Origin of the sequence: Chryseobacterium sp. G0201 (genome assembly GCF_003815655.1) — a bacterium.
GTDB lineage: Bacteria > Bacteroidota > Bacteroidia > Flavobacteriales > Weeksellaceae > Chryseobacterium.
On the sequence record NZ_CP033917.1, the window covers coordinates 2,118,443 to 2,137,597 of the forward strand.

Sequence of the window (19,155 nt, forward strand, 5' to 3'; positions counted from 1 at the left end):
AAAATGAATCCATTATATAATTATTTATTAAAGTTTGCGGACGACAGTTTCATCATGGGACAAAGACTGTCTGCGTGGTGCGGTGAAGGTCCTTATTTAGAGGAAGATATTGCATTGACAAATATCGCATTGGACGAACTTGGACAGGCAAACAACTTTTATGTTTATGCTTCAAGAGTGGCTGATAACGGCAAAAGCGAAGATGATTTAGCATTTTTAAGATACGAGCACGAATACGTAAACGCACATTGGGTTGAACTTCCGAATGAAGATTACGCGCAGACGATTCTTAAAGTATATGTTTTCGCGGTGTATCAGAAATTGATGTACGAGGCATTATCAAATTCGGCAGATGAAGAACTTTCTGCTCTTGCTCAAAAATCATTGAAAGAAGTGCGATATCATTATACTCACGCTGCATCTTGGATGAAAATTTTCGGACAGGGAACAGAGGAAAGTAAAGCTCGTTTGGTGAAATCTCTTGAAAATATTTGGGAATATTCAAAAGGGTTATTTGCAAAAGTGGAAGGAGAAGATGATTTAATTGCTTTAAACATCGCTCCAAATGTTGATGCGTTGTATGAAGATTTTCTTTCTATCACACAAAAAGATTTTGAAGATTTCGGTTTAGAATATCCTGCGAATCCTTTTATGCAGCCAAAATCAAGAACAGGTTATCATACAGAATATTTTGGATTTATGCTTTGTGAATTGCAGTATATGCAGAGAGCGTATCCGGGGTGTACATGGTAGATTTTTGAATGTAACAATGTAGCATTTTATCAATATAACAATTGTTAGAATGAAAAATTGACTGTGATTGAACATTCTATTCTTTTTTTGACTTAGCTGAGTGAAACGCCTTTGTGAACTTAAAAACATTTAGTAGTCAAAAAAAACTTTGCGCACTTTGCGTTAAAAAAATCAAATTAAAAAAGATTGAAAAATCCTTTAGAAATATTAGAACTCGTTCCCGATCCGGAAATTCCGGTAATCAATATCGTGGAATTAGGCATTGTAAGAGAAGCAAAAATTACCAGCGAGAATTCTTGTGAAATAACAATTACGCCGACTTATTCTGCCTGTCCCGCTATGTTTACCATTGAGGAAGACATCATGAAAATCATGAAGGAAAACGGATGGGATGCGAAAGTAGTCACCAAAATGTTTCCGATTTGGACAACAGACTGGTTGACGGATGAAGCGAGAGAAAAACTTCGTATTTACGGAATCTCTCCTCCCGAAAAAGGAGCCGACGAACATCACATCGGGAAACCTAAAAAATGTCCGCGTTGTGGTTCTATGAATTCAAAACAGATCAGCAGATTCGGGTCTACATTATGCAAGGCTTCGTATCAGTGTTTAGACTGTTTAGAGCCTTTTGATTATTTTAAATGTCATTAAAATGATACATTGCTACGTTATTTAATATTGTTAAATTAGAGCAGTGTAATTTTTTAATTCTTTAATCATTAAATTTAAAACCATGTATACACAACTTGATATTGAAACGCATTTTGATGGAAAACTTAAAATTGCTTATCTCAATCAACCAGACACAATGAACGCTCTTACAAAGCCTTCTTTATCAGATCTAAAAGATTTTATTAAAGAATGTAGCGACGATGATACAGTAAGATGTGTGGCAATTTCAGGAAGAGGAAAAGCTTTTTGCTCTGGACAAAACTTGGATGATGCTTTCGTACAAGGTAACGAACACCACGACCGCGATATCATTAGAAAGATTGTCGTAGATTATTATAACCCTTTGGTGACAGAGATTACAAAATGTAAAAAACCAGTTGTTGCATTGGTAAATGGTCCTGCAGTAGGAGCTGGTGCTATGTTGGCATTGATCTGTGACTTCGTGTTGGCGGTTGATAAATCATATTTTGCTCAGGCATTTTCAAATATTGGGTTGATTCCTGATACAGGCGGAACGTACTTCTTGCCGAAATTATTGGGAAGACAATTGGCGAATTATTTGGCTTTCACAGGGAAAAGATTATCTGCTGATGAAGCAAAATCTTATGGTTTGGTTGCTGAAATTTTCAATGAAGAAGAATTCACTCCAAAATCAATGGAAATCCTTGAAAAAATGGCAAATATGCCGACTGCTGCGATTAAATTAACTAAAAAAGCTTTCGCTCAATCATACCATAATACATTGAGAGAACAGCTTGAATTAGAAGGTGATCTACAACAGGAAGCAGCTGAAACAGAAGATTTCAAAGAAGGAGTAAGTGCCTTTTTACAAAAAAGAAAACCTAATTATAAAGGAAAATAATATTATAGAAATTAGAAATTAGAAGTTAGAAATTAGCAAGTGAAAAATCTAACTTCTAACTTCTAGATTCTAACATCTATAAATTAATGAAAAATATAGGAATTATTGGTGCAGGAACCATGGGCGTAGGAATCGCTCAGGTAGCTGCAACAGCGGGTTGCAAAGTCGTTTTATTCGACGCAAATACTCCGCAAATTGATAAAGCTCTTTCAGGCTTAGAGAAAACATTAAATAAATTAGTTGAAAAAGCTAAAATCTCTCAGGAAAAAGCCACAGAAATTAGAAATAATATCGTTAAAAGTGAAACTTTACAGGATTTAAAAGATTCTGATTTAGTGATCGAAGCGATTATCGAAAACAAAGAAATCAAAACCAAAGTTTTCGCAGAATTAGAGACTTACGTTTCAGAAAACTGTATCATTGGTTCCAATACATCATCCATTTCCATCACCTCTCTTGGTGCGGAATTACAAAAACCGGAGCGTTTCATCGGAATTCACTTTTTCAATCCTGCTCCTTTGATGCCTCTGGTTGAGGTTATCCCATCTTTATTAACAGAAAAATCGTTAGCGGAAAAAATCTACAATCTTATGAAAGATTGGGGGAAAACGCCTGTGATTGCTAAAGATATTCCTGGTTTTATCGTCAACAGAATTGCTCGTCCTTACTACGGTGAAGGGTTGAGAATGGTTGAAGAAAACATTGCTACTATAGAACAGGTTGATGAAGCCATGAAAACAATCGGAAACTTCAAAATGGGACCTTTTGAATTAATGGATCTCATTGGTGTTGATGTAAATTTCTCTGTAACAACAACGGTTTACAAAGAGTATTTCTACGACCCAAAATACAAACCATCTCTTCTTCAACAAAGAATGTCTGAAGCAAAACTTCACGGTAGAAAAACCGGAAAAGGTTTCTACGATTATTCTGAAGGCGCAGAAAAACCTGTTGCAGAAAAAGATGATGCTCTTTATCAACAAATATTTTTAAGAATTATTTCAATGTTGATCAACGAAGCGGTTGAAGCCAAAAGATTGGGTGTTGCAAACGACGAAGATCTTGAATTAGCAATGCAAAAAGGGGTAAACTACCCAAAAGGATTATTGGCTTGGGGAAAAGAAATTGGTTATTCAAAAATCTCTGAAACCTTACAAAATCTTTACGAAGAATATCAGGAAGAAAGATACAGGCAAAGCCCGTTGTTGAGAAAATTATAATTAATAATAGCTAGTTTATTAATGAGTAGGTCAAGAAAGAAAACTCCGATAATAGGAATTACCACTGCAGTGACAGAAAAGAAAAATAAATTAGAAGCAAATAGAAAATTAAGAAGATTGAACAGAATCAAAATTCATAAAGGTGATTATGATTTATTTCAATTAAGAGAAATATCAAATGTTTGGGGTTTTGATAAAGATGGTAAAAGATATTTAAAAGATCCCGATAGAAAAGATTTGATGAAATAATTAATATTTTTTCATGAATATAGATGAATTTAGAGCCGAGCTAGAGACAAGGCTTTTAATTGAAAAAGAATATATAATTCAAGACCTTTCTTCGATCGATGATGATCAGGAAAGACTTGGAATGTTGGGAACTTTTAATGAAAAATATAAAGAGCTGATCAAAAGATTAGCGAATGAAAATGGTATTGATCTAAATGCTCCTTATCAGTCTGAAAATCCATCAAATTCTGAAAATCTTTCATATGAGAAAATAATTTTTGGTAAGACCATGAGTATTTATGACAAATTGGTTGATGAATTATATGATAAAATAACAAGTGTAAATTAAAAATGAATCCAAGACAAGTTGCAGAATATATGTTCGATCAGGATTATTTTTCCCAGTGGATGAATATCAAAATGATCGAAGTCAAAGAAAATTATTGTTTACTGGAAATGCCCATCAAAAAAGAGATGATTAACGGGCTTAAAACGGTTCACGGAGGCGTTACGTTTGCTTTTGCAGATTCTGCATTGGCATTTTCGTCCAACAATTCCGGAGACGCTGCCGTAGCACTGAACTGTATCATCAATTTTACGAAAGCGGGAAAAGAAGGCGATATTTTCAGAGCAGAAAGTATCTTGGTAAACGACACCAGAAAAACAGCTGTTTACGATATTAAAATTACCAATCAAAACGAAGAATTGATTGCGAAATTCGTCGGAACAGTTTATAAAATCGGAAAAAAAGTAACAGAACTATAAATAAGCAGTAAGCTTCAAGCAATAGGCAATAAGCTTTTTTCGAAGCTGGTAAAGCCTACTGCATATAGCTTAAAGCCTAAAGCAAAAAATATGAACAACGTATATATCATAGATTACATCAGAACTCCTATTTCAAAATTACAGGGAGGTTTATCAGAAGTTAGAGCAGACGATTTGGCGGCGGTTGTCCTTAAAGAGATCGTGGCAAGAAACCCTGAAGTTCCTGTAGAAGAAATTGAGGACGTTATTTTCGGATGCGCTAACCAAGCAGGTGAAGATAACAGAAACGTTGCAAGGATGGGTCTTTTATTGGCTGGACTTCCTTATAAAATAGGAGGTGAAACGGTAAACAGATTATGCGCTTCCGGAATGTCAGCAGTAGCAAATGCTTTCCGTTCGATTGCTTCTGGTGAAGGTGAAATTTACATTGCCGGTGGAGTAGAGCACATGACGCGTTCGCCTTATGTAATGTCAAAACCTAGCGCAGCTTTCGGTAGAGATAGTCAAATGTTTGATACGACTTTCGGATGGAGGTTTATCAACCCAAAAATGAAAGAATTATATGGCGTTGACGGAATGGGAGACACTGCTGAAAACTTGGCAGATATGCACAATATCAGCCGTGAAGATCAGGATAAATTTGCCCTTTGGTCTCAACAAAAAGCGACAAAAGCTCAGGAAAGTGGAAGACTGGCGGAAGAAATTGTAAAAGTTGAAATTCCTCAGAGAAAAGGCGATCCAAAAATTTTCGATAAGGATGAATTCATCAAACCTACATCTTCAATGGAAGGATTAGGAAAACTTCGTCCGGCTTTCAGAAAAGAAGGAACAGTAACTGCGGGAAATGCTTCAGGAATGAATGATGGAGCGGCAGCTCTTATTTTGGCAAGCGAAGAAGCTGTAAAAAAATACGGTTTAAAACCTAAAGCTAAGATTTTAGGATCTTCAGTTGCGGGTGTTGAACCAAGAATTATGGGAATTGGTCCTGTTGAAGCTACTCAAAAATTATTGAAAAGATTAAATCTTTCATTAGAAGATATGGACGTTATTGAATTGAATGAAGCGTTCGCTGCTCAATCTTTAGCAGTAACAAGAAGTTTAGGATTAAAAGATGATGATTCAAGAGTAAATCCAAATGGAGGAGCCATTGCAATTGGGCACCCACTTGGAGTTTCCGGAGCAAGAATTGTTGGTTCTGCAGCCATAGAACTTCAAAAACAAAATAAAAAATATGCATTGTGTACGCTTTGTATCGGAGTCGGACAAGGCTATGCAATGGTAATTGAACGTGTCTAAAACGACATCTAAACTTTTAGCGTTAAGCAAATTTCAAAATTACCGTTAAGAAAAGTTTTATGTTTGAGCGAAGCGAGTTTTAAAATTTTTAGGAAATTTTTCAATTTGTAGCATAAAAGTTTACAGTCTTGAATTTTTGGTTCTTTTGTTTCAAGACAAAAGAATTTAATAAGAAAAATAAATTTATGAATATTTACTCATATCACGGAATTCGCCCTATCATAAAACCCTCTGCATACATTCACCCACAAGCGGTGATTATCGGGAATGTGGAAATCGGTGAAGAAGTTTACATCGGTCCAAACGCAGTTATCCGTGGCGACTGGGGTAAAGTTATCATCAAAGACGGTGCGAATGTTCAGGAAAACTGTACGCTTCACGTCTTTCCGGGTATTGAAACTATTTTAGAAGAATCTGCACACATCGGTCACGGTGCAATCATCCATTCCGGACACATCGGAAAAAATTGTCTGGTTGGAATGAATGCTGTGGTGATGGATAAAGCCGTTATAGGTGATGAATGTATCATCGGAGCATTGGCTTTTGTTCCTGCAAACTTCAGATGTGATGCAAGAAAATTAATTGTCGGAAGTCCGGCAAAAATCATCCGTGATGTTTCTGATGAAATGATTAAATGGAAAACCGAAGGAACAAGATTATATCAGGAGTTGGCAAGAGAAGGGAAAGATGCGATTTTGCCTTGCGAACCATTTACTGAATTTGTTCAGCAGATTCCTACGAAAGTTGTTGATTACAGCATTTGGGATGATGTAAAATAACCCAACCTTACAAAATTTAATATGATTAAAAAACTTCTTATTTTCTGTAGTATTTTGTTTGCATTTCAAAGTATGGTTTTAGCCCAAAACGGGAATTTAAAACCACTAACTATTGGAGAAATCAGAACAATAAAGTCTAAAATTTTAAATGAAGACAGAACCTTAAACATCTACCTTCCTCAAAACTTCGACAAAACAAAATCTTATCCTATTATCTATCTTCTGGATGGAAGCATGAATGAAGATTTTATCCATGTTACAGGACTGGTACAGTTCTTTAACCAAATGTATGCAATGCCGGAAACAATAGTGGTCGGAATTGCTAATATTGATAGAAAAAGGGATTTCACATTTCACACCGATTTAAAAGATTTACAGAAAGATTATCCTACAACAGGACATTCTGATAAATTTATTAATTTCCTAGAAAAAGAATTAAAACCTTATATCGAAAGTCAGTTTAAAACTACCGATAAATATTTGTTTGGTCAATCTCTTGGCGGACTTTTAGCGGCAGAAATTTTGTTGAAAAAACCTGAAATGTTCAATAATTATTTTATCATCAGTCCGAGTTTGTGGTGGGATGATGAAAGTCTTTTAAAACAGGCAAATCAATTATTAACTAAAATTCCGGATACAAAGAAATTCGTTTACGTTTCTGTAGGTAAAGGCGAACATCCTGTAATGGTAAAAGATGCAGAAGATTTCTTCGATATTCTTAAAAAATCAAATAAGAAAAATTGGACGGTAGAATATAAAATGATGGAAACAGATAATCATGCAACGATTCTTCACAGAAGTTTATATGAAGGTTTGGTGAAAATATTTCCTTATCAGGAACCAAAGTAATATCTTAATTTATGGATGAAAATGAAATTAAGAATATAACTAATATTGAAAATATAAAAGAACTTCTTAATGATCTTCCTGAATTTAAATATCAGAAAGAATTAACGGATAAACTAGATGCTAAAAAAGATGATTTCACATATGAAACCATGTTAGAAATCGTTCTTTGGAAAACTAATAGATTTCCTGAAATTAATGATGATTTAATTGTGAAAATTAATGAGTTAAGGAAAAGATATGATGAAAGTTTATCAGACTATATTTTAATCAAATTATTAGATTCAAAGGGTTTTGATTTGCCAATGGCTTCTACTTTTCTGAGATTTATTGATCCTGATTATTTTCAAATTATTGATCAGCGAGTTTACAGAATTTTGTATGGAAAGAATTTGAAAATTCCATTCAGTAAACCAAAGAAAATTGAGTTGTATAAAAAATATCTTATTGATTTAAAAGAGACTTGTATTAGCTATGAAATTCCTTTTTCTAAGTCTGACAGAATTCTGTATTTATTGGATAAACATCCAGAAGTGAATAGAAACCAGAAAATAAAGTATTAAAATCAAGTAAAAAGTAAAAAACTATATGGAAAAATTAAAAAACTATATCCACGGCGAATGGGTAGAAGGTACCGGAAACGGAATTCCTTTGTACAATGCCGTGACGGGAGAGCAAGTTGCTGTTTCGGATACTGAAGGGCTCAATTTTGAACAAGCTCTTGATTACGGAAGAACAGTTGGTTACAAAAATCTTTCTTCAATGACGTTCTACGATCGTGGAGAAATGTTGAAAAAAGTGGCGCTTTACCTTTTAGAAAGAAAGAAAAAATATTACGAGCTATCATATAAAACAGGAGCAACTCACGCAGATTCTTGGGTAGATATTGAAGGAGGTTTCGGTACATTCTTTACCTATTCAGGATTGGCAAAAAGAATGCTTCCAAATACTCCGTTTTGGGTAGATGGTGAAACTCAGAAAATTTCTGCTAATGGAACTTTCTTGGGAACTCACATTTTAATGCCAAGTGAAGGCGTTTCTGTGCAAATTAATGCTTACAATTTTCCTGTTTGGGGAATGTTGGAAAAGTTATCCACATCTTTGTTGGCAGGTGTTCCGTCAATTGTAAAGCCTTCTCCTTATGGTTCTTATTTGACGAATGCGGTTTTCCAGGATATGATCGAAAGTGGTGTTCTTCCTGAAGGGGCACTTCAATTGGTTTGTGGTGAACCGGGAAATATTCTGGATTATGTTCAGGATGGAGATTCTGTATTGTTTACAGGTTCTGCAACGACAGGTAGAAAATTAAAAGCTTTGCCTTCTGTTTCAGGAAATGCTGTTCGTTTCAATATGGAAGCCGATTCTTTGAACTGTTCAATTCTTGGGTTGGATGCAAAACCTGGAACTCCTGAATTTGATTTGTTCATCAAAGAAGTTCGTACAGAAATGACAACAAAAGCGGGTCAGAAATGTACAGCGATCAGAAGAATCATTGTTCCTGAAAACTTAATCGGTGATGTTCAAAATGCTTTGTCTAAAGCTTTAGATCAAACTAAAATCGGAAACCCTTTAAGCAGAGATACAAGAATGGGTTCTTTGGTTGGAAAACAACAATACGATGAGGTTTTGAGAAAAGTAAATATCTTAAAAACTGAAAACGAACTTGTTTATGATGGAAAACACGAGCTTGTAGATGCTGACTATGAAAATGGAGCATTTATGAGCCCTAAATTATTCTTAAATGATTCTCCGTTTACTAAAAATATATCTCACGATGTCGAAGCTTTCGGTCCGGTTTCTACGTTGATGCCTTACAAAGATGCAGAAGAAGCTGCAGCCTTGGCAAAAAGAGGAAAAGGAAGTTTGGTAGGTTCTATTGTTTCTCACGATGAGAAATTTGTAGCAGAAACTTCTTGGAAAATGGCTTCTCAGCACGGTAGAATTTTCGTGTTAAACAGAGATAATGCGAAAGAAAGTACGGGTCATGGTTCTCCACTTCCTACGTTAATGCACGGAGGTCCCGGTAGAGCAGGAGGCGGTGAGGAAATGGGTGGATTGAACGGTCTTCATTTCTTCCTTCAGAAAACAGCAATTCAAGGTTCTCCGGATATTTTGACGGCGATCACAAAAGTATATCAGCAAGGAGCCGAGAAAAAATATTCAGACAAACATCCTTTCCAGAAATATTTTGAAGATGTTGAAGTTGGAGATTCGTTGGAAACAGCAGGAAGAACAGTTACTGATGCAGATATCGTTAATTTCTCAAACGTTTCGTGGGATCATTTCTACGCACACACGGATGCTACGAGCTTAACGGGAACTATCTTCGATAAAACAGTTGCTCACGGATATTTCATCCTTTCTGCGGCAGCTGGATTGTTTGTTTCAGGTAAAAAAGGACCAGTAATTGCGAATTATGGATTAGAAAACTGTTCGTTCTTTAAACCTGTTTATGCAGGAGATACAATTACGGTTTATTTAACCGCAAAAGAAAAAATCAACAGAGGAGTAAAAGGAAGAAATATTCCTTCCGGTGTTGTAAAATGGTTGGTTGAAGTTGTGAATCAAAGAGAGGAAGTAGTTTGTGTAGCAACAATTTTAACATTGGTGGCAAAACATTCTCCTTTTATCGATCTTAAAAATGTTCAGAAAATAGTAAATGGTTTAACGGAAAATACACAGCCAATTTGGGGTAAAATGTCTCCTCAGCAAATGATCGAGCATTTGGAACACGGCGTTTTGGTAAGTCTTGGCGAGCCGGAAGCTGATAAATGTTTCACTCCTGAAGAGCAGTTGGAAAAATGGCAGGATTCTCTTTACAATCACAGAAAAATGCCGAAAGATTTCCCCGCGCCATTCTTAGCTGATGACGAAAAGTTATTAGAATTAAAACATAAAAATCTGGACGCTGCAAAACAGTCTTTCTTAGATAACTTGAAGAAATTTTCAATTTACTACAAAGAAAATCCACAAGCTGAACACATGAATTTTGTATTCGGAAAATTAAACAAAGAAATGTGGGAACTGATGCACAAAAAACATTTTACGCATCATTTTGAACAGTTTGGATTGATTTAATTCAAAATGAATAATAAATTTATAGTCCCTTTCGGTTTTTACTGAAAGGGATTTTTTTAGTTATTAATCCTTAGTAAGAATGAAAATGAAACATTTATTAAAGGATTAAAAGACTAAGAAGAGTTTGATGAAGAATAAATAAGCTGTATTTTTAATGCTTACAATTAAATCATAAATTATAATGAACGAAAACTGGATGCAAAAATGGGAAGAAGTAAAAGATATCATGGTTTGTCCTACAGACCTTGAAACATATTTTACTTCGAATGAAATTCTGGGACAGAAAATGGAAACGATGCCCATCGGAAATGTTTCTCTTCCTTCCGGACAAGTGGTGGTGAGAGATCCGCTTGTTTATCTGAGTTCTAATGAAAAACCGTATTTCATTCAGGCTCCGAAAGGAAATTTCCCTGTGACGATTGCGGTGGTAAAATCTGAAGACTGGGGCGATAGATATGCTGTTGTAAAGGTTGAATTTACCAAGGAAAAACCTGTTATTTATCGTGAAGCCTTGATCGGAATTGAAGAATTGGAAGGTGTAACCGAAGACGATTTTTTCGGTTTCGGAGTTGATGCAGGTTTAGGTTGTATTACTGATGCAGAAGTGCTTCCGTTTGTAGACAAATTTGTAGCTGAGACGGATGTAGACAATGTTTACGATGATTATTTTGCCGGAATTTTCGAACAAAGCTATAAAGATCATCCAAACAATCAGAGAGAAGCGGGAGATTGGATCAATTGGACGGTTCCTAATACAAATTATCAGATTCCGATGTTTGCAAGTGGTTTTGGTGATGGCAGTTATCCTGTTTACTTTGCTTATGATGCCAACGGAGAAATTTGTGGGTTGTATATTCAGTTTATTGATATAGAATTGGCTTTAAGTGAGGAAGGAGACGAGGATGATGTAGACGGCGATGACGATGATCAGCCTGAAAACTTTATTTTCCATAAAGATTAAATATGAATAAAACTTTTGCTGATCAAGTCGTTCAGTTCAATAAAAATCTGGAATATTCAGGAGATCTTCCCGAAGGTTTTCAGGTACTGAATCCGTATTTGGATAATCCCGAAACGATGGTGGTCATGCAAAAGTTTTATCTAAAATATTATAACGATTCCAACAAAAGGAAATTCATCATCGGAATCAATCCGAGTCGTCATGGAGCAGGAGTGACGGGTGTTCCGTTCACCGATACAAAACGTTTGGAATCTGTTTGCGGAATTACAATGAAATCTGCCCACACGCACGAAATTTCTTCTGTTTTTATGTATGATATGATCTCGGAATATGGCGGCGCAGAAGAATTCTACAAAGATTTTTATATCAATTCTCCTTTTCCTTTAGCGATTGTCAGAAAAGCAAAGACTGGCTGGCTGAATGCCAATTATTATGATGATAAACAACTATTCGAAGATGTAAAAGATTTTATGATTGATTCTTTACAAAAACACATTAGTTTAAATCTAGATACTTCCGAAGTCTTTATTTTAGGAAAGAAAAATGCTGACTTTATTTCCAAAATTAATAAAGAAGCCAAACTTTTTGATAGAATGACGGTTCTGGAACATCCAAGATATATTCAGCAATATAAATTGAAGGAAAAAGAGATGTATATTGATAAGTATATTTTAGCCTTAAAAAATAAAAATCCCCTGAAATAATCAAGGGATTTTTTTTCACACTTATGTATTAGAATCTTCGTGGTTAAAACTTATAGTAAAAAATTCATGGTTATTAGTTCTTTACCCTCTATAAGTTACTTTTTAATAATTTTATAATACTCTGAAGCGGTTTTCATGATGTAAACTCCAGTCGGAAGCTCAGAAATATTAGTTTCATTGATGCCTTTTTTGATGTCTAGGCTTTTTACCAATTTTCCTTCCTGATTATAAACCTCGGCTTTAGTATTTTCCTCAGTTTTTATCGTAAGAGGACCGTTTGTCGGGTTAGGATAAATGCTTGCCTGTTTTTTGGTGATGTTTGCATTTTCATTGGTTGCTAAAACAATACCTGTGTCTTTTACCCAAGTGAAAGCGTCAAAACCTACATAGGTATAAAGACCACCAGCGGTAATTTGAAGCTGATCGATAATAATATTCGAATAGTTCTGACCATTCAGATTTGTTAAATCGATCAAAGTATATCCATTTGTAGAGCCTAAAGAAGTTACAAACCCTGTAGTTTTGGTTTGTGTATACTTTGTAACTCCGTTTAGTTTACCTGTTATGGTAAGTGTACCGGCTACCGTTTGATTTAAACTTGTATCAGATAAAAATACCCAAAATCTGTTGACTTTATACAAATTAGATGTTGTTTTGATACTGAATGACGCTCCAACTGCAATATTTCCTGCTCCGGAATTATCAATATATCTATTATCATTTGCTGTACCATTCCAGCCTGTGTTTGGGTAGTTGGCCTGAATGTCAAACCCGCCTACATGAGTTAGAATGTTAAAGATTACTCCGTTATCTGTGAAGCTTGCACTTCCGTGAGATTCCGTTTCAAATTGTTCAGTACTGGTCTGCGCAAAGGTGAAAGTAGAAATGAGCAGACTACAGATTAATAAAAAAGTAGTGCTTTTCATGATTTTAATTTTTTAGATGTTTATAAATGTATTTTTTTTATGGTCTTGAAGGAAAAATTCCTTCTACACAAATAATGTAGTTCATACCTAAGTATGGTGGCATATTTTCAATAGGCACATTGGCACCTGTAAAAGTAACTGAGGCTGCATTGATCACAGTATCCGGTGCTGTATCTACAAAACTGGGAACTGCAGTAAAGTCTCTACCTACAGTTGTTCCTGAAACCGCAATGGATGAAGCTGATGATGGAGAAGCTGTAGTTGCATTAGACTTAGATATCTTCAATTGACTTATAAAAGTCGGTAAGTTTGAGTTAAGCAATGTTGTTGTTGGAGCTCCGCCTACTTCGCCAAGATTTACTGATTTTCCTGTATTGGCAATTCCTGAACCGATTGGGGCACGACCGTTTAGATTAGGTAAAGCAAAGTTTGTTGTACCGTTTCCTCCATAAGTTGTTCCTAAAAGTGAATATAGAGCTTGATTTTGTGCGATACTTAATATAGCTCCGTTGCATGCTAAATATCCTCTTGGGATAAAGTTTCCTGCAAACATTTTGATGGTTCCTAAATATTCTTCCATGATATTTTCGTTTTAATTGTTGGTTGTTATTAATACTTATTTTTTAAATTAAGGTCTTGAAGGATAAATTCCCTGAACACAAATAATGTAGTTGAGTCCCATATAAGGAATCATATTATTAATGGGCTGATTTTGTCCAATAAACATTACAGATTGTGGATTAAGAAATGTAGCAGATGCTGGAGCTGCATTGTCGATGAAACTTGGTACTGCAGTAAAATCTCTTCCTACAGTTGTTCCCGGAATTGCAATTGATGAATTTGCAGATGGTGAAGCTGAAGTAGCATTCGCTTTAGCAACTTTTAATTGACTTGTAATGCTAGGTAAGTTCATAGACATGATTATCGTTTGTGGAGTTCCAGACTGCTCTCCCAATACGTAATTTTGACTTCCGTTGCTTCCAACTCCTAGAGGATAGCGCCCGTTAAGGTTTGGCAAAGCAAAAGTTGAAACACCGTCACCTCCATAGGTAGTTCCTAAAAGGGAGAAGAGGGCGGAATACTGTGCAATACTTAATAATCTTCCATCGCAGAACATAAAGTTTACAGGGGCAAAGTTTCCGGAGAATGATTTGATGACTCCCATTAATTCTTCCATGATATTATTTTTTTCAGTTTTAAATGTTCCTACTCTTTTCTAAGGCTTTTCGGATCTCGCCAGTGTTTGTGATGTTGTTTTAACACATTTCAAAGGAACGATTTATAGGAAAACAGAAATAGAGTAGAAAATACCAAATTGGGGACTCCGTATTTCTACGTAACGAATCTTTTTTATAGATCAAATTCTTTAAAATGTATTGATATAGAAAGCCCTTCAGAAGATTCTAAAGGGCTTAATCTATTTTAGAGATGTTACAATTTTTTCAGGATTTAAATTCATGAAAAAGTGCGACAACTTTTTATTTCTGTTGAGTTGTTGGCTCTACATAATCTTCCGGAATTGCATCTTCAGCTGAATTTACGATTCTTGTAACAGCGAACGTTGTTGGTGTTTTCTGTATAATAGCAAACTGACTGTAAGAAGTTCCCGATGATTCATAAGGAGTAGCCACAATATCTCCGTTTGGAGTTTTAACAGTAGCTGTAATCTTCGTTAGTAAACATACTCCTCTGCTACTTGCTTTCCATGTTGTAAGCGGAGTTACGGTATAACTGTCATTTGAACAGAAAATACTTGCGTAATCAACATTTCCTGATACAACATAATTTGTCGAATTGTAGATTTCTACTAGTGGATAACCCATGATAATTAGTTTTTTGTGATTAGTTTTTTTCCTACTCTTTTTCAATGGTTTTTCGGATTTCACCATATTCATATTTTTTTGAAGCTTCGTTAAATGAACAATACAAATGTAGTTTCGGATGTAAACAAAAAATAGAGTAGTAGTTACCAAATTGAAAATTGAGTATTTATACCTATTGTAAAATCTGAATGGATTTAAGGTTAATTTATATTGTTTTAATTTTCATTAAAAGCTTCGTATTTAGTATTTTTGTAAGAATCTAATTATAATTAAAAAATGAACGAATTCGTAGTTTCAGAACTGAAAAACAATATCGCCGAGATCACATTCGGTACTCCGAAAAGTAACTCTCTTCCGGGAGCAATTTTAGAAAAACTGGCTCAGACCATTTTGGATGAAGGATCAAAAGATGAGGTGAAAGCTATTCTTGTAAAAAGTGAAGGTGAAAAAGCTTTCTGTGCAGGAGCAAGTTTTGATGAACTTTTGTCTATTGAAGAGTTGGAAGCATCAACAAAATTTTTCGGAGGTTTTGCTAAAGTTTTGAATGCGATGAGAAATTGCGGTAAAATTGTTGTCGTAAGAGTTCAGGGAAAAACTACAGGAGGTGGAGTAGGTATCGCTTGTGGTGCCGATTATTGTTTTGCAACGAAAGATTCTGCTTTGGCTTTAACAGAGATCAATTTAGGAATCGGACCATTCGTGATCGGACCATATGTTGAAAGAAAAATTGGAAAATCTCAGTTTTCAGCAATGGCGATTGATGCAGATTTCAGATCGGCAGAATGGGCAGAACAGCACAATGTGTATCATTCAGTTTCAGAAAATATTGCAGAAATGGATGTTAAGCTAGAGAAATTTATGCAGACGTTAGCAACAAGAAGCAGTGATGCTTTAGCTTTAATTAAAAAAGTATCTTGGGAAGGAACAGATCATTTCAACGAATTAATGCCTGCAAGAATCCACATGAGTGCAAGCTTGATTCTGGAAGATTCTGCGAAGAAAAATATTGAATCTATTAAAGAGAGATTGAGAGTGAAATAGGTTTTGATCTTTTAAATAATATAGCCGTTGATTTATTCAGCGGTTTTTTTATGAATTTTATTTAAGTGTGAATAGTCAATTTTGCTTTGCGAGTCAATAGTGAATTTTAATACACAATTAAAATTGACAAGTGAAAGGAATTGACTATTCACAATTCACTTTTTACTTTTTTTTAAAAAAAAAGTTTGCAGATTAAAAATAAATTATAACTTTGTATTTCAAAGTTCTTTATATGGATTCAAAAAACTATCACGAAGATCTGTCACATATTCGTTCCATGATGGAGCGTTCGTCCAGATTTATTTCATTAAGCGGATTATCCGGAGTTGTTGCTGGTTTGGCTGCGCTTATCGGTGCCGGTTATGTGTATGTTGTTTTTCAGAGAGAAGGGATTGACTATTTTGATGGGGACAGAAATATATTTAGTCCGGCCTTAGTGCGCGAATTGGTTATTATTGGAACTTTGATTCTTTTTGTGGCTGTTCTCAGCGGATATTTTTTTACCGCGAATAAAAGCAAAAAGAAAGGCCTTAAAATTTGGGATGCTACAACCAAACGACTGTTGTTCACATTTTGTGTTCCTTTAATAACGGGCGGAGCGGTTTGTCTGGCGCTTTTATACCATCACTTTTTCGTTTTGGTGGCACCCGCAACATTGATTTTTTATGGATTGGCTTTAGTAAATGCCGAGAGATATACTTTAACGGATGTAAAATATTTAGGATACTTTGAAATAGTTTTAGGATTACTTTCCCTATTTTTCTTGGGATGGGGATTGCTGTTTTGGGCCTTTGGCTTTGGAGTCTTACATATTGTTTACGGACTGATAATGCACAAAAAATATAAATAAGACATAAATTTACGCCTCGGAAACTAATTCCTAAGCTCTGCAACCTATCACCTGAAATTATGATCAATATAAATCAACTCAATAAAGAATTCGAAAGCCGTGTAAGATTGGGCATTATGTCCGTTCTCATGGTGAACGACTGGGTTGATTTCTCAGAAATGAAGAGTCTTTTGGAGATCACAGACGGAAATTTAGCCAGCCACAGTAATGCTTTAGAAAAAGCAAATTATATAGAAGTAAAGAAAGAGTTTGTAGGTAAAAAACCTAAGACTTCTTACAGAGTCACACAAAGTGGGAGACAAGCCTTTACAGAACATTTAAATATGTTAGAAAAATTAATAGGAAGATAAACTCTATATTTTTTTTGAAATTATACTTTGCAATTCAAAGTTCTTTGTTTATAAATGATAATTAAAATAATAAACTAATGAAAAAATTACGTACTCAATTCTTGCTTTTCATGTACGAAAACTCTCAAAAGCAATATCGGAAATACTTTAAAAAGAAAAAAAGACAATGGCAATTCAATGAAAAGCAATTGTTGAGCTTTAAAGAAGATTCACTAGGAAAAACGATGGGAGAGTTTTATCAAAAACATGGCTTCAGAATGATCCCCAAAATGGAAAACCACGATGTATACCATCTTATTACCGACTACAGTACAAATATTCAGGATGAAATTGCGATGCAGTATCTGCTTTTCGGGAACGGAAAAAGAAGCGCTTACCTTTTAGGAGTTTTGTTATTGGGAACTTTTGTTTTTCCGGAATACTATAAAACCTATAGAAAAGCCTTTCAAAAAGGAAGAAATATGAGATCATTTCACGATTGGGATTTTGAAAATCTCCTATGGCAGAATTTCGATCATCTGAAAGATTTTATCCAACAAAAACAAACTCCTGTATATTACTAAAAACTAAAAGCCAAACACTAAATACTAAAAACAAAACACAACTTTAACTTCTTTATTATGAAAACACATCATTATATATTACTCACCACCTTAGCGTTCATCATCTTATTTTACGATGAAAACGTAGGATTGAACCTAGGAATTCTAGGAATTATTTATTCAGTACTTACATTATATAAAACGCCTGAAAAAAACAGAACCAGAACATTTCTCATACTTTTTGTAACGAGCATTCTTTCAAGTATTGCTTTTGCTTGGTACGGCGATTTTCCATCGTTTTTGGCTATTGCAAGTTCACTTTTGCTGTTGTCTTACAGGTCAAAAAATAGGAGGCTAAAAACGCTTTTCCTCATTCCTGTTTTTGTGGTCAACTGTTTCACATTTATTTGTAGATTTTTCAATTTTGACAAATGGTTGCCGAAAAGAAATATCTCCGGATTATGGCAAAAAACATTGGCTTTTGTATTGATTCCGCTTGTGCTGATAGCTATTTTCTTTGGAATTTATTCTGCGGGAAGCGATCATTTTGCGAATCTTTTTAAAAATATCGAATTAGATATTAACTTCTGGCAGCTTTTAGTAATCACGGTTTTAGGTTTTTTCTTCGCATTCAATTATTGGAATTATACAGTCGAAAAACTGATCTATAAACAGAATCATACACTAGATGATAATTTCACGGAAGAAAATAAAATTCAGAAATCAACGTATTCTTTTCTTGATTTGGATGCTGAACGAATGAGTGGCGTTATTTCTTTCTTTTCTTTAAATATTTTATTGATATTCTTTATCGCTACTTACAATTACGAACAGTTTTTTGAATCGGTAAAAACACCCAATCAGCTTTCCGAAGAAACACACGAAAGGGTAAATGCGGTAATCGTTTCGATTGTCATGGCAATTTTGGTGATTATGTTCTATTTTAAATCGAGTTTTAATTTTGATCCTAAAGCAGGTTTGATGAAAATTTTAGCCAAAATCTGGATTGCATTAAATGTAATTCTTGTTTTCTCTGCAATGATGAAAAACTATGAATACATCATGAGTTACGGTTTTACGTACAAAAGATTAGGCGTTTGCGGATTCTTGATTTTATCATTAATTGGCTTGATTATGACATTCATTAAGATTCAAAAGAAAAAAAGAAACGCATTTCTATTCAATGTGATGGTTGGGTATGTTTACGGAACTATTTTGGTTTGCAGTTATTTCAATTGGGGAGGTTTTATAACTTCTCAAAACTTAAAACGCAATCATTTTGACGAATATTATCATACAACTTTTGTTAATTTTAATGAAGAGTATTTATTAAAATATGCTAAAGAAAAGCATTCCGATGTTATAAAAAATAGTGTTCTGGAAAGAGTACGAATCGAACAAAAGGAAAACTTCTTATCCAAGGTTCTTTACTATCAAACCATTAAATAATTTGCTTTAA

The 19,155-nt window shown here is 34.6% G+C and carries 23 protein-coding genes; 19 read left to right on the forward strand and 4 right to left on the reverse strand.

The window, feature by feature from the left end; genetic code table 11:
• The first annotated feature begins 3 nt into the window (after positions 1-3).
• The 14 genes from paaC (at position 4) to EG348_RS09615 (ending at position 12,164) form a co-directional block, all read left to right on the forward strand.
• On the forward strand, positions 4-753 hold the full coding sequence (gene paaC, locus EG348_RS09550) for a 1,2-phenylacetyl-CoA epoxidase subunit PaaC (RefSeq protein ID WP_123982785.1): 750 nt from the start codon (positions 4-6) through the stop codon (positions 751-753).
• Positions 754-939: 186 nt separating this feature from the next.
• Positions 940-1,404 (forward strand): 1,2-phenylacetyl-CoA epoxidase subunit PaaD, encoded by a 465-nt coding sequence (gene paaD, locus EG348_RS09555; protein ID WP_123982787.1) that lies wholly within the window; start codon positions 940-942, stop codon positions 1,402-1,404.
• Positions 1,405-1,486: 82 nt separating this feature from the next.
• Entirely contained in the window at positions 1,487-2,287 is an 801-nt protein-coding gene (locus EG348_RS09560) for an enoyl-CoA hydratase/isomerase family protein (RefSeq protein WP_123982789.1), read from the forward strand.
• Positions 2,288-2,373: 86 nt separating this feature from the next.
• A complete protein-coding gene (locus EG348_RS09565; RefSeq protein ID WP_123982791.1) occupies positions 2,374-3,507 on the forward strand; it encodes a 3-hydroxyacyl-CoA dehydrogenase NAD-binding domain-containing protein in 1,134 nt (377 codons plus the stop codon).
• A gap of 21 nt (positions 3,508-3,528) precedes the next feature.
• Entirely contained in the window at positions 3,529-3,756 is a 228-nt protein-coding gene (locus tag EG348_RS09570) for a hypothetical protein (RefSeq protein WP_123982793.1), read from the forward strand.
• Positions 3,757-3,769: 13 nt separating this feature from the next.
• Positions 3,770-4,084 (forward strand): hypothetical protein, encoded by a 315-nt coding sequence (locus EG348_RS09575; RefSeq protein ID WP_123982795.1) that lies wholly within the window; start codon positions 3,770-3,772, stop codon positions 4,082-4,084.
• Positions 4,085-4,086: 2 nt separating this feature from the next.
• Positions 4,087-4,500 carry a PaaI family thioesterase gene (locus EG348_RS09580; protein ID WP_123982797.1) on the forward strand — a complete coding sequence of 138 codons (414 nt, stop codon included), beginning with the start codon at positions 4,087-4,089 and terminating at the stop codon, positions 4,498-4,500.
• A 90-nt stretch (positions 4,501-4,590) separates the two neighbouring features.
• Positions 4,591-5,796, forward strand: a complete 1,206-nt coding sequence (gene pcaF / locus EG348_RS09585; RefSeq protein WP_123982799.1) for a 3-oxoadipyl-CoA thiolase — start codon at positions 4,591-4,593, stop codon at positions 5,794-5,796.
• A 185-nt stretch (positions 5,797-5,981) separates the two neighbouring features.
• The gene (locus tag EG348_RS09590; RefSeq protein WP_123982801.1) at positions 5,982-6,575 is read left to right on the forward strand and encodes a transferase hexapeptide repeat family protein; all 594 of its coding nucleotides are present in this window, start codon (positions 5,982-5,984) and stop codon (positions 6,573-6,575) included.
• A 21-nt stretch (positions 6,576-6,596) separates the two neighbouring features.
• Entirely contained in the window at positions 6,597-7,424 is an 828-nt protein-coding gene (locus EG348_RS09595) for an alpha/beta hydrolase (protein WP_123982803.1), read from the forward strand.
• An 11-nt stretch (positions 7,425-7,435) separates the two neighbouring features.
• Positions 7,436-7,984: a hypothetical protein gene (locus EG348_RS09600; RefSeq protein WP_123982805.1), complete on the forward strand. Its 549-nt coding sequence runs from the start codon at positions 7,436-7,438 to the stop codon at positions 7,982-7,984.
• Positions 7,985-8,009: 25 nt separating this feature from the next.
• A complete protein-coding gene (paaZ, locus tag EG348_RS09605) occupies positions 8,010-10,499 on the forward strand; it encodes a phenylacetic acid degradation bifunctional protein PaaZ (RefSeq protein ID WP_123982807.1) in 2,490 nt (829 codons plus the stop codon).
• A 181-nt stretch (positions 10,500-10,680) separates the two neighbouring features.
• On the forward strand, positions 10,681-11,460 hold the full coding sequence (locus tag EG348_RS09610) for a DUF4241 domain-containing protein (RefSeq protein WP_123982809.1): 780 nt from the start codon (positions 10,681-10,683) through the stop codon (positions 11,458-11,460).
• Between the two features lie 2 nt (positions 11,461-11,462).
• Positions 11,463-12,164 carry an SMUG2 DNA glycosylase family protein gene (locus EG348_RS09615; protein ID WP_123982811.1) on the forward strand — a complete coding sequence of 234 codons (702 nt, stop codon included), beginning with the start codon at positions 11,463-11,465 and terminating at the stop codon, positions 12,162-12,164.
• Positions 12,165-12,259: 95 nt separating this feature from the next.
• On the opposite strand, the gene EG348_RS09620 is transcribed toward EG348_RS09615, so the two are convergent.
• The 4 genes from EG348_RS09620 to EG348_RS09635 all read right to left on the reverse strand — a co-directional run bounded on the left by EG348_RS09620 (position 12,260) and on the right by EG348_RS09635 (position 14,913).
• Positions 12,260-13,090: a T9SS type A sorting domain-containing protein gene (locus EG348_RS09620; RefSeq protein ID WP_123982813.1), complete on the reverse strand. Its 831-nt coding sequence runs from the start codon at positions 13,088-13,090 to the stop codon at positions 12,260-12,262.
• A gap of 37 nt (positions 13,091-13,127) precedes the next feature.
• Entirely contained in the window at positions 13,128-13,670 is a 543-nt protein-coding gene (locus tag EG348_RS09625) for a phage tail protein (protein ID WP_123982815.1), read from the reverse strand.
• Between the two features lie 48 nt (positions 13,671-13,718).
• Complete coding sequence (locus EG348_RS09630; protein WP_123982817.1) at positions 13,719-14,267, reverse strand: phage tail protein; 549 nt, start codon at positions 14,265-14,267, stop codon at positions 13,719-13,721.
• A gap of 301 nt (positions 14,268-14,568) precedes the next feature.
• Positions 14,569-14,913, reverse strand: a complete 345-nt coding sequence (locus EG348_RS09635; RefSeq protein WP_123982819.1) for a hypothetical protein — start codon at positions 14,911-14,913, stop codon at positions 14,569-14,571.
• A 276-nt stretch (positions 14,914-15,189) separates the two neighbouring features.
• Here EG348_RS09635 and EG348_RS09640 point away from each other — a divergent pair, with 276 nt between their 5' ends.
• The 5 genes from EG348_RS09640 (at position 15,190) to EG348_RS09660 (ending at position 19,145) form a co-directional block, all read left to right on the forward strand.
• Positions 15,190-15,954 (forward strand): enoyl-CoA hydratase/isomerase family protein, encoded by a 765-nt coding sequence (locus EG348_RS09640; RefSeq protein ID WP_123982821.1) that lies wholly within the window; start codon positions 15,190-15,192, stop codon positions 15,952-15,954.
• A gap of 232 nt (positions 15,955-16,186) precedes the next feature.
• Positions 16,187-16,804 (forward strand): hypothetical protein, encoded by a 618-nt coding sequence (locus EG348_RS09645; RefSeq protein ID WP_123982822.1) that lies wholly within the window; start codon positions 16,187-16,189, stop codon positions 16,802-16,804.
• A gap of 59 nt (positions 16,805-16,863) precedes the next feature.
• Entirely contained in the window at positions 16,864-17,154 is a 291-nt protein-coding gene (locus tag EG348_RS09650) for a winged helix-turn-helix domain-containing protein (RefSeq protein WP_123982824.1), read from the forward strand.
• 77 nt (positions 17,155-17,231) lie between these two features.
• Entirely contained in the window at positions 17,232-17,717 is a 486-nt protein-coding gene (locus tag EG348_RS09655; protein WP_123982826.1) for a Coq4 family protein, read from the forward strand.
• Between the two features lie 57 nt (positions 17,718-17,774).
• The gene (locus EG348_RS09660; RefSeq protein WP_123982828.1) at positions 17,775-19,145 is read left to right on the forward strand and encodes a DUF4153 domain-containing protein; all 1,371 of its coding nucleotides are present in this window, start codon (positions 17,775-17,777) and stop codon (positions 19,143-19,145) included.
• Positions 19,146-19,155: the final 10 nt, after the last annotated feature.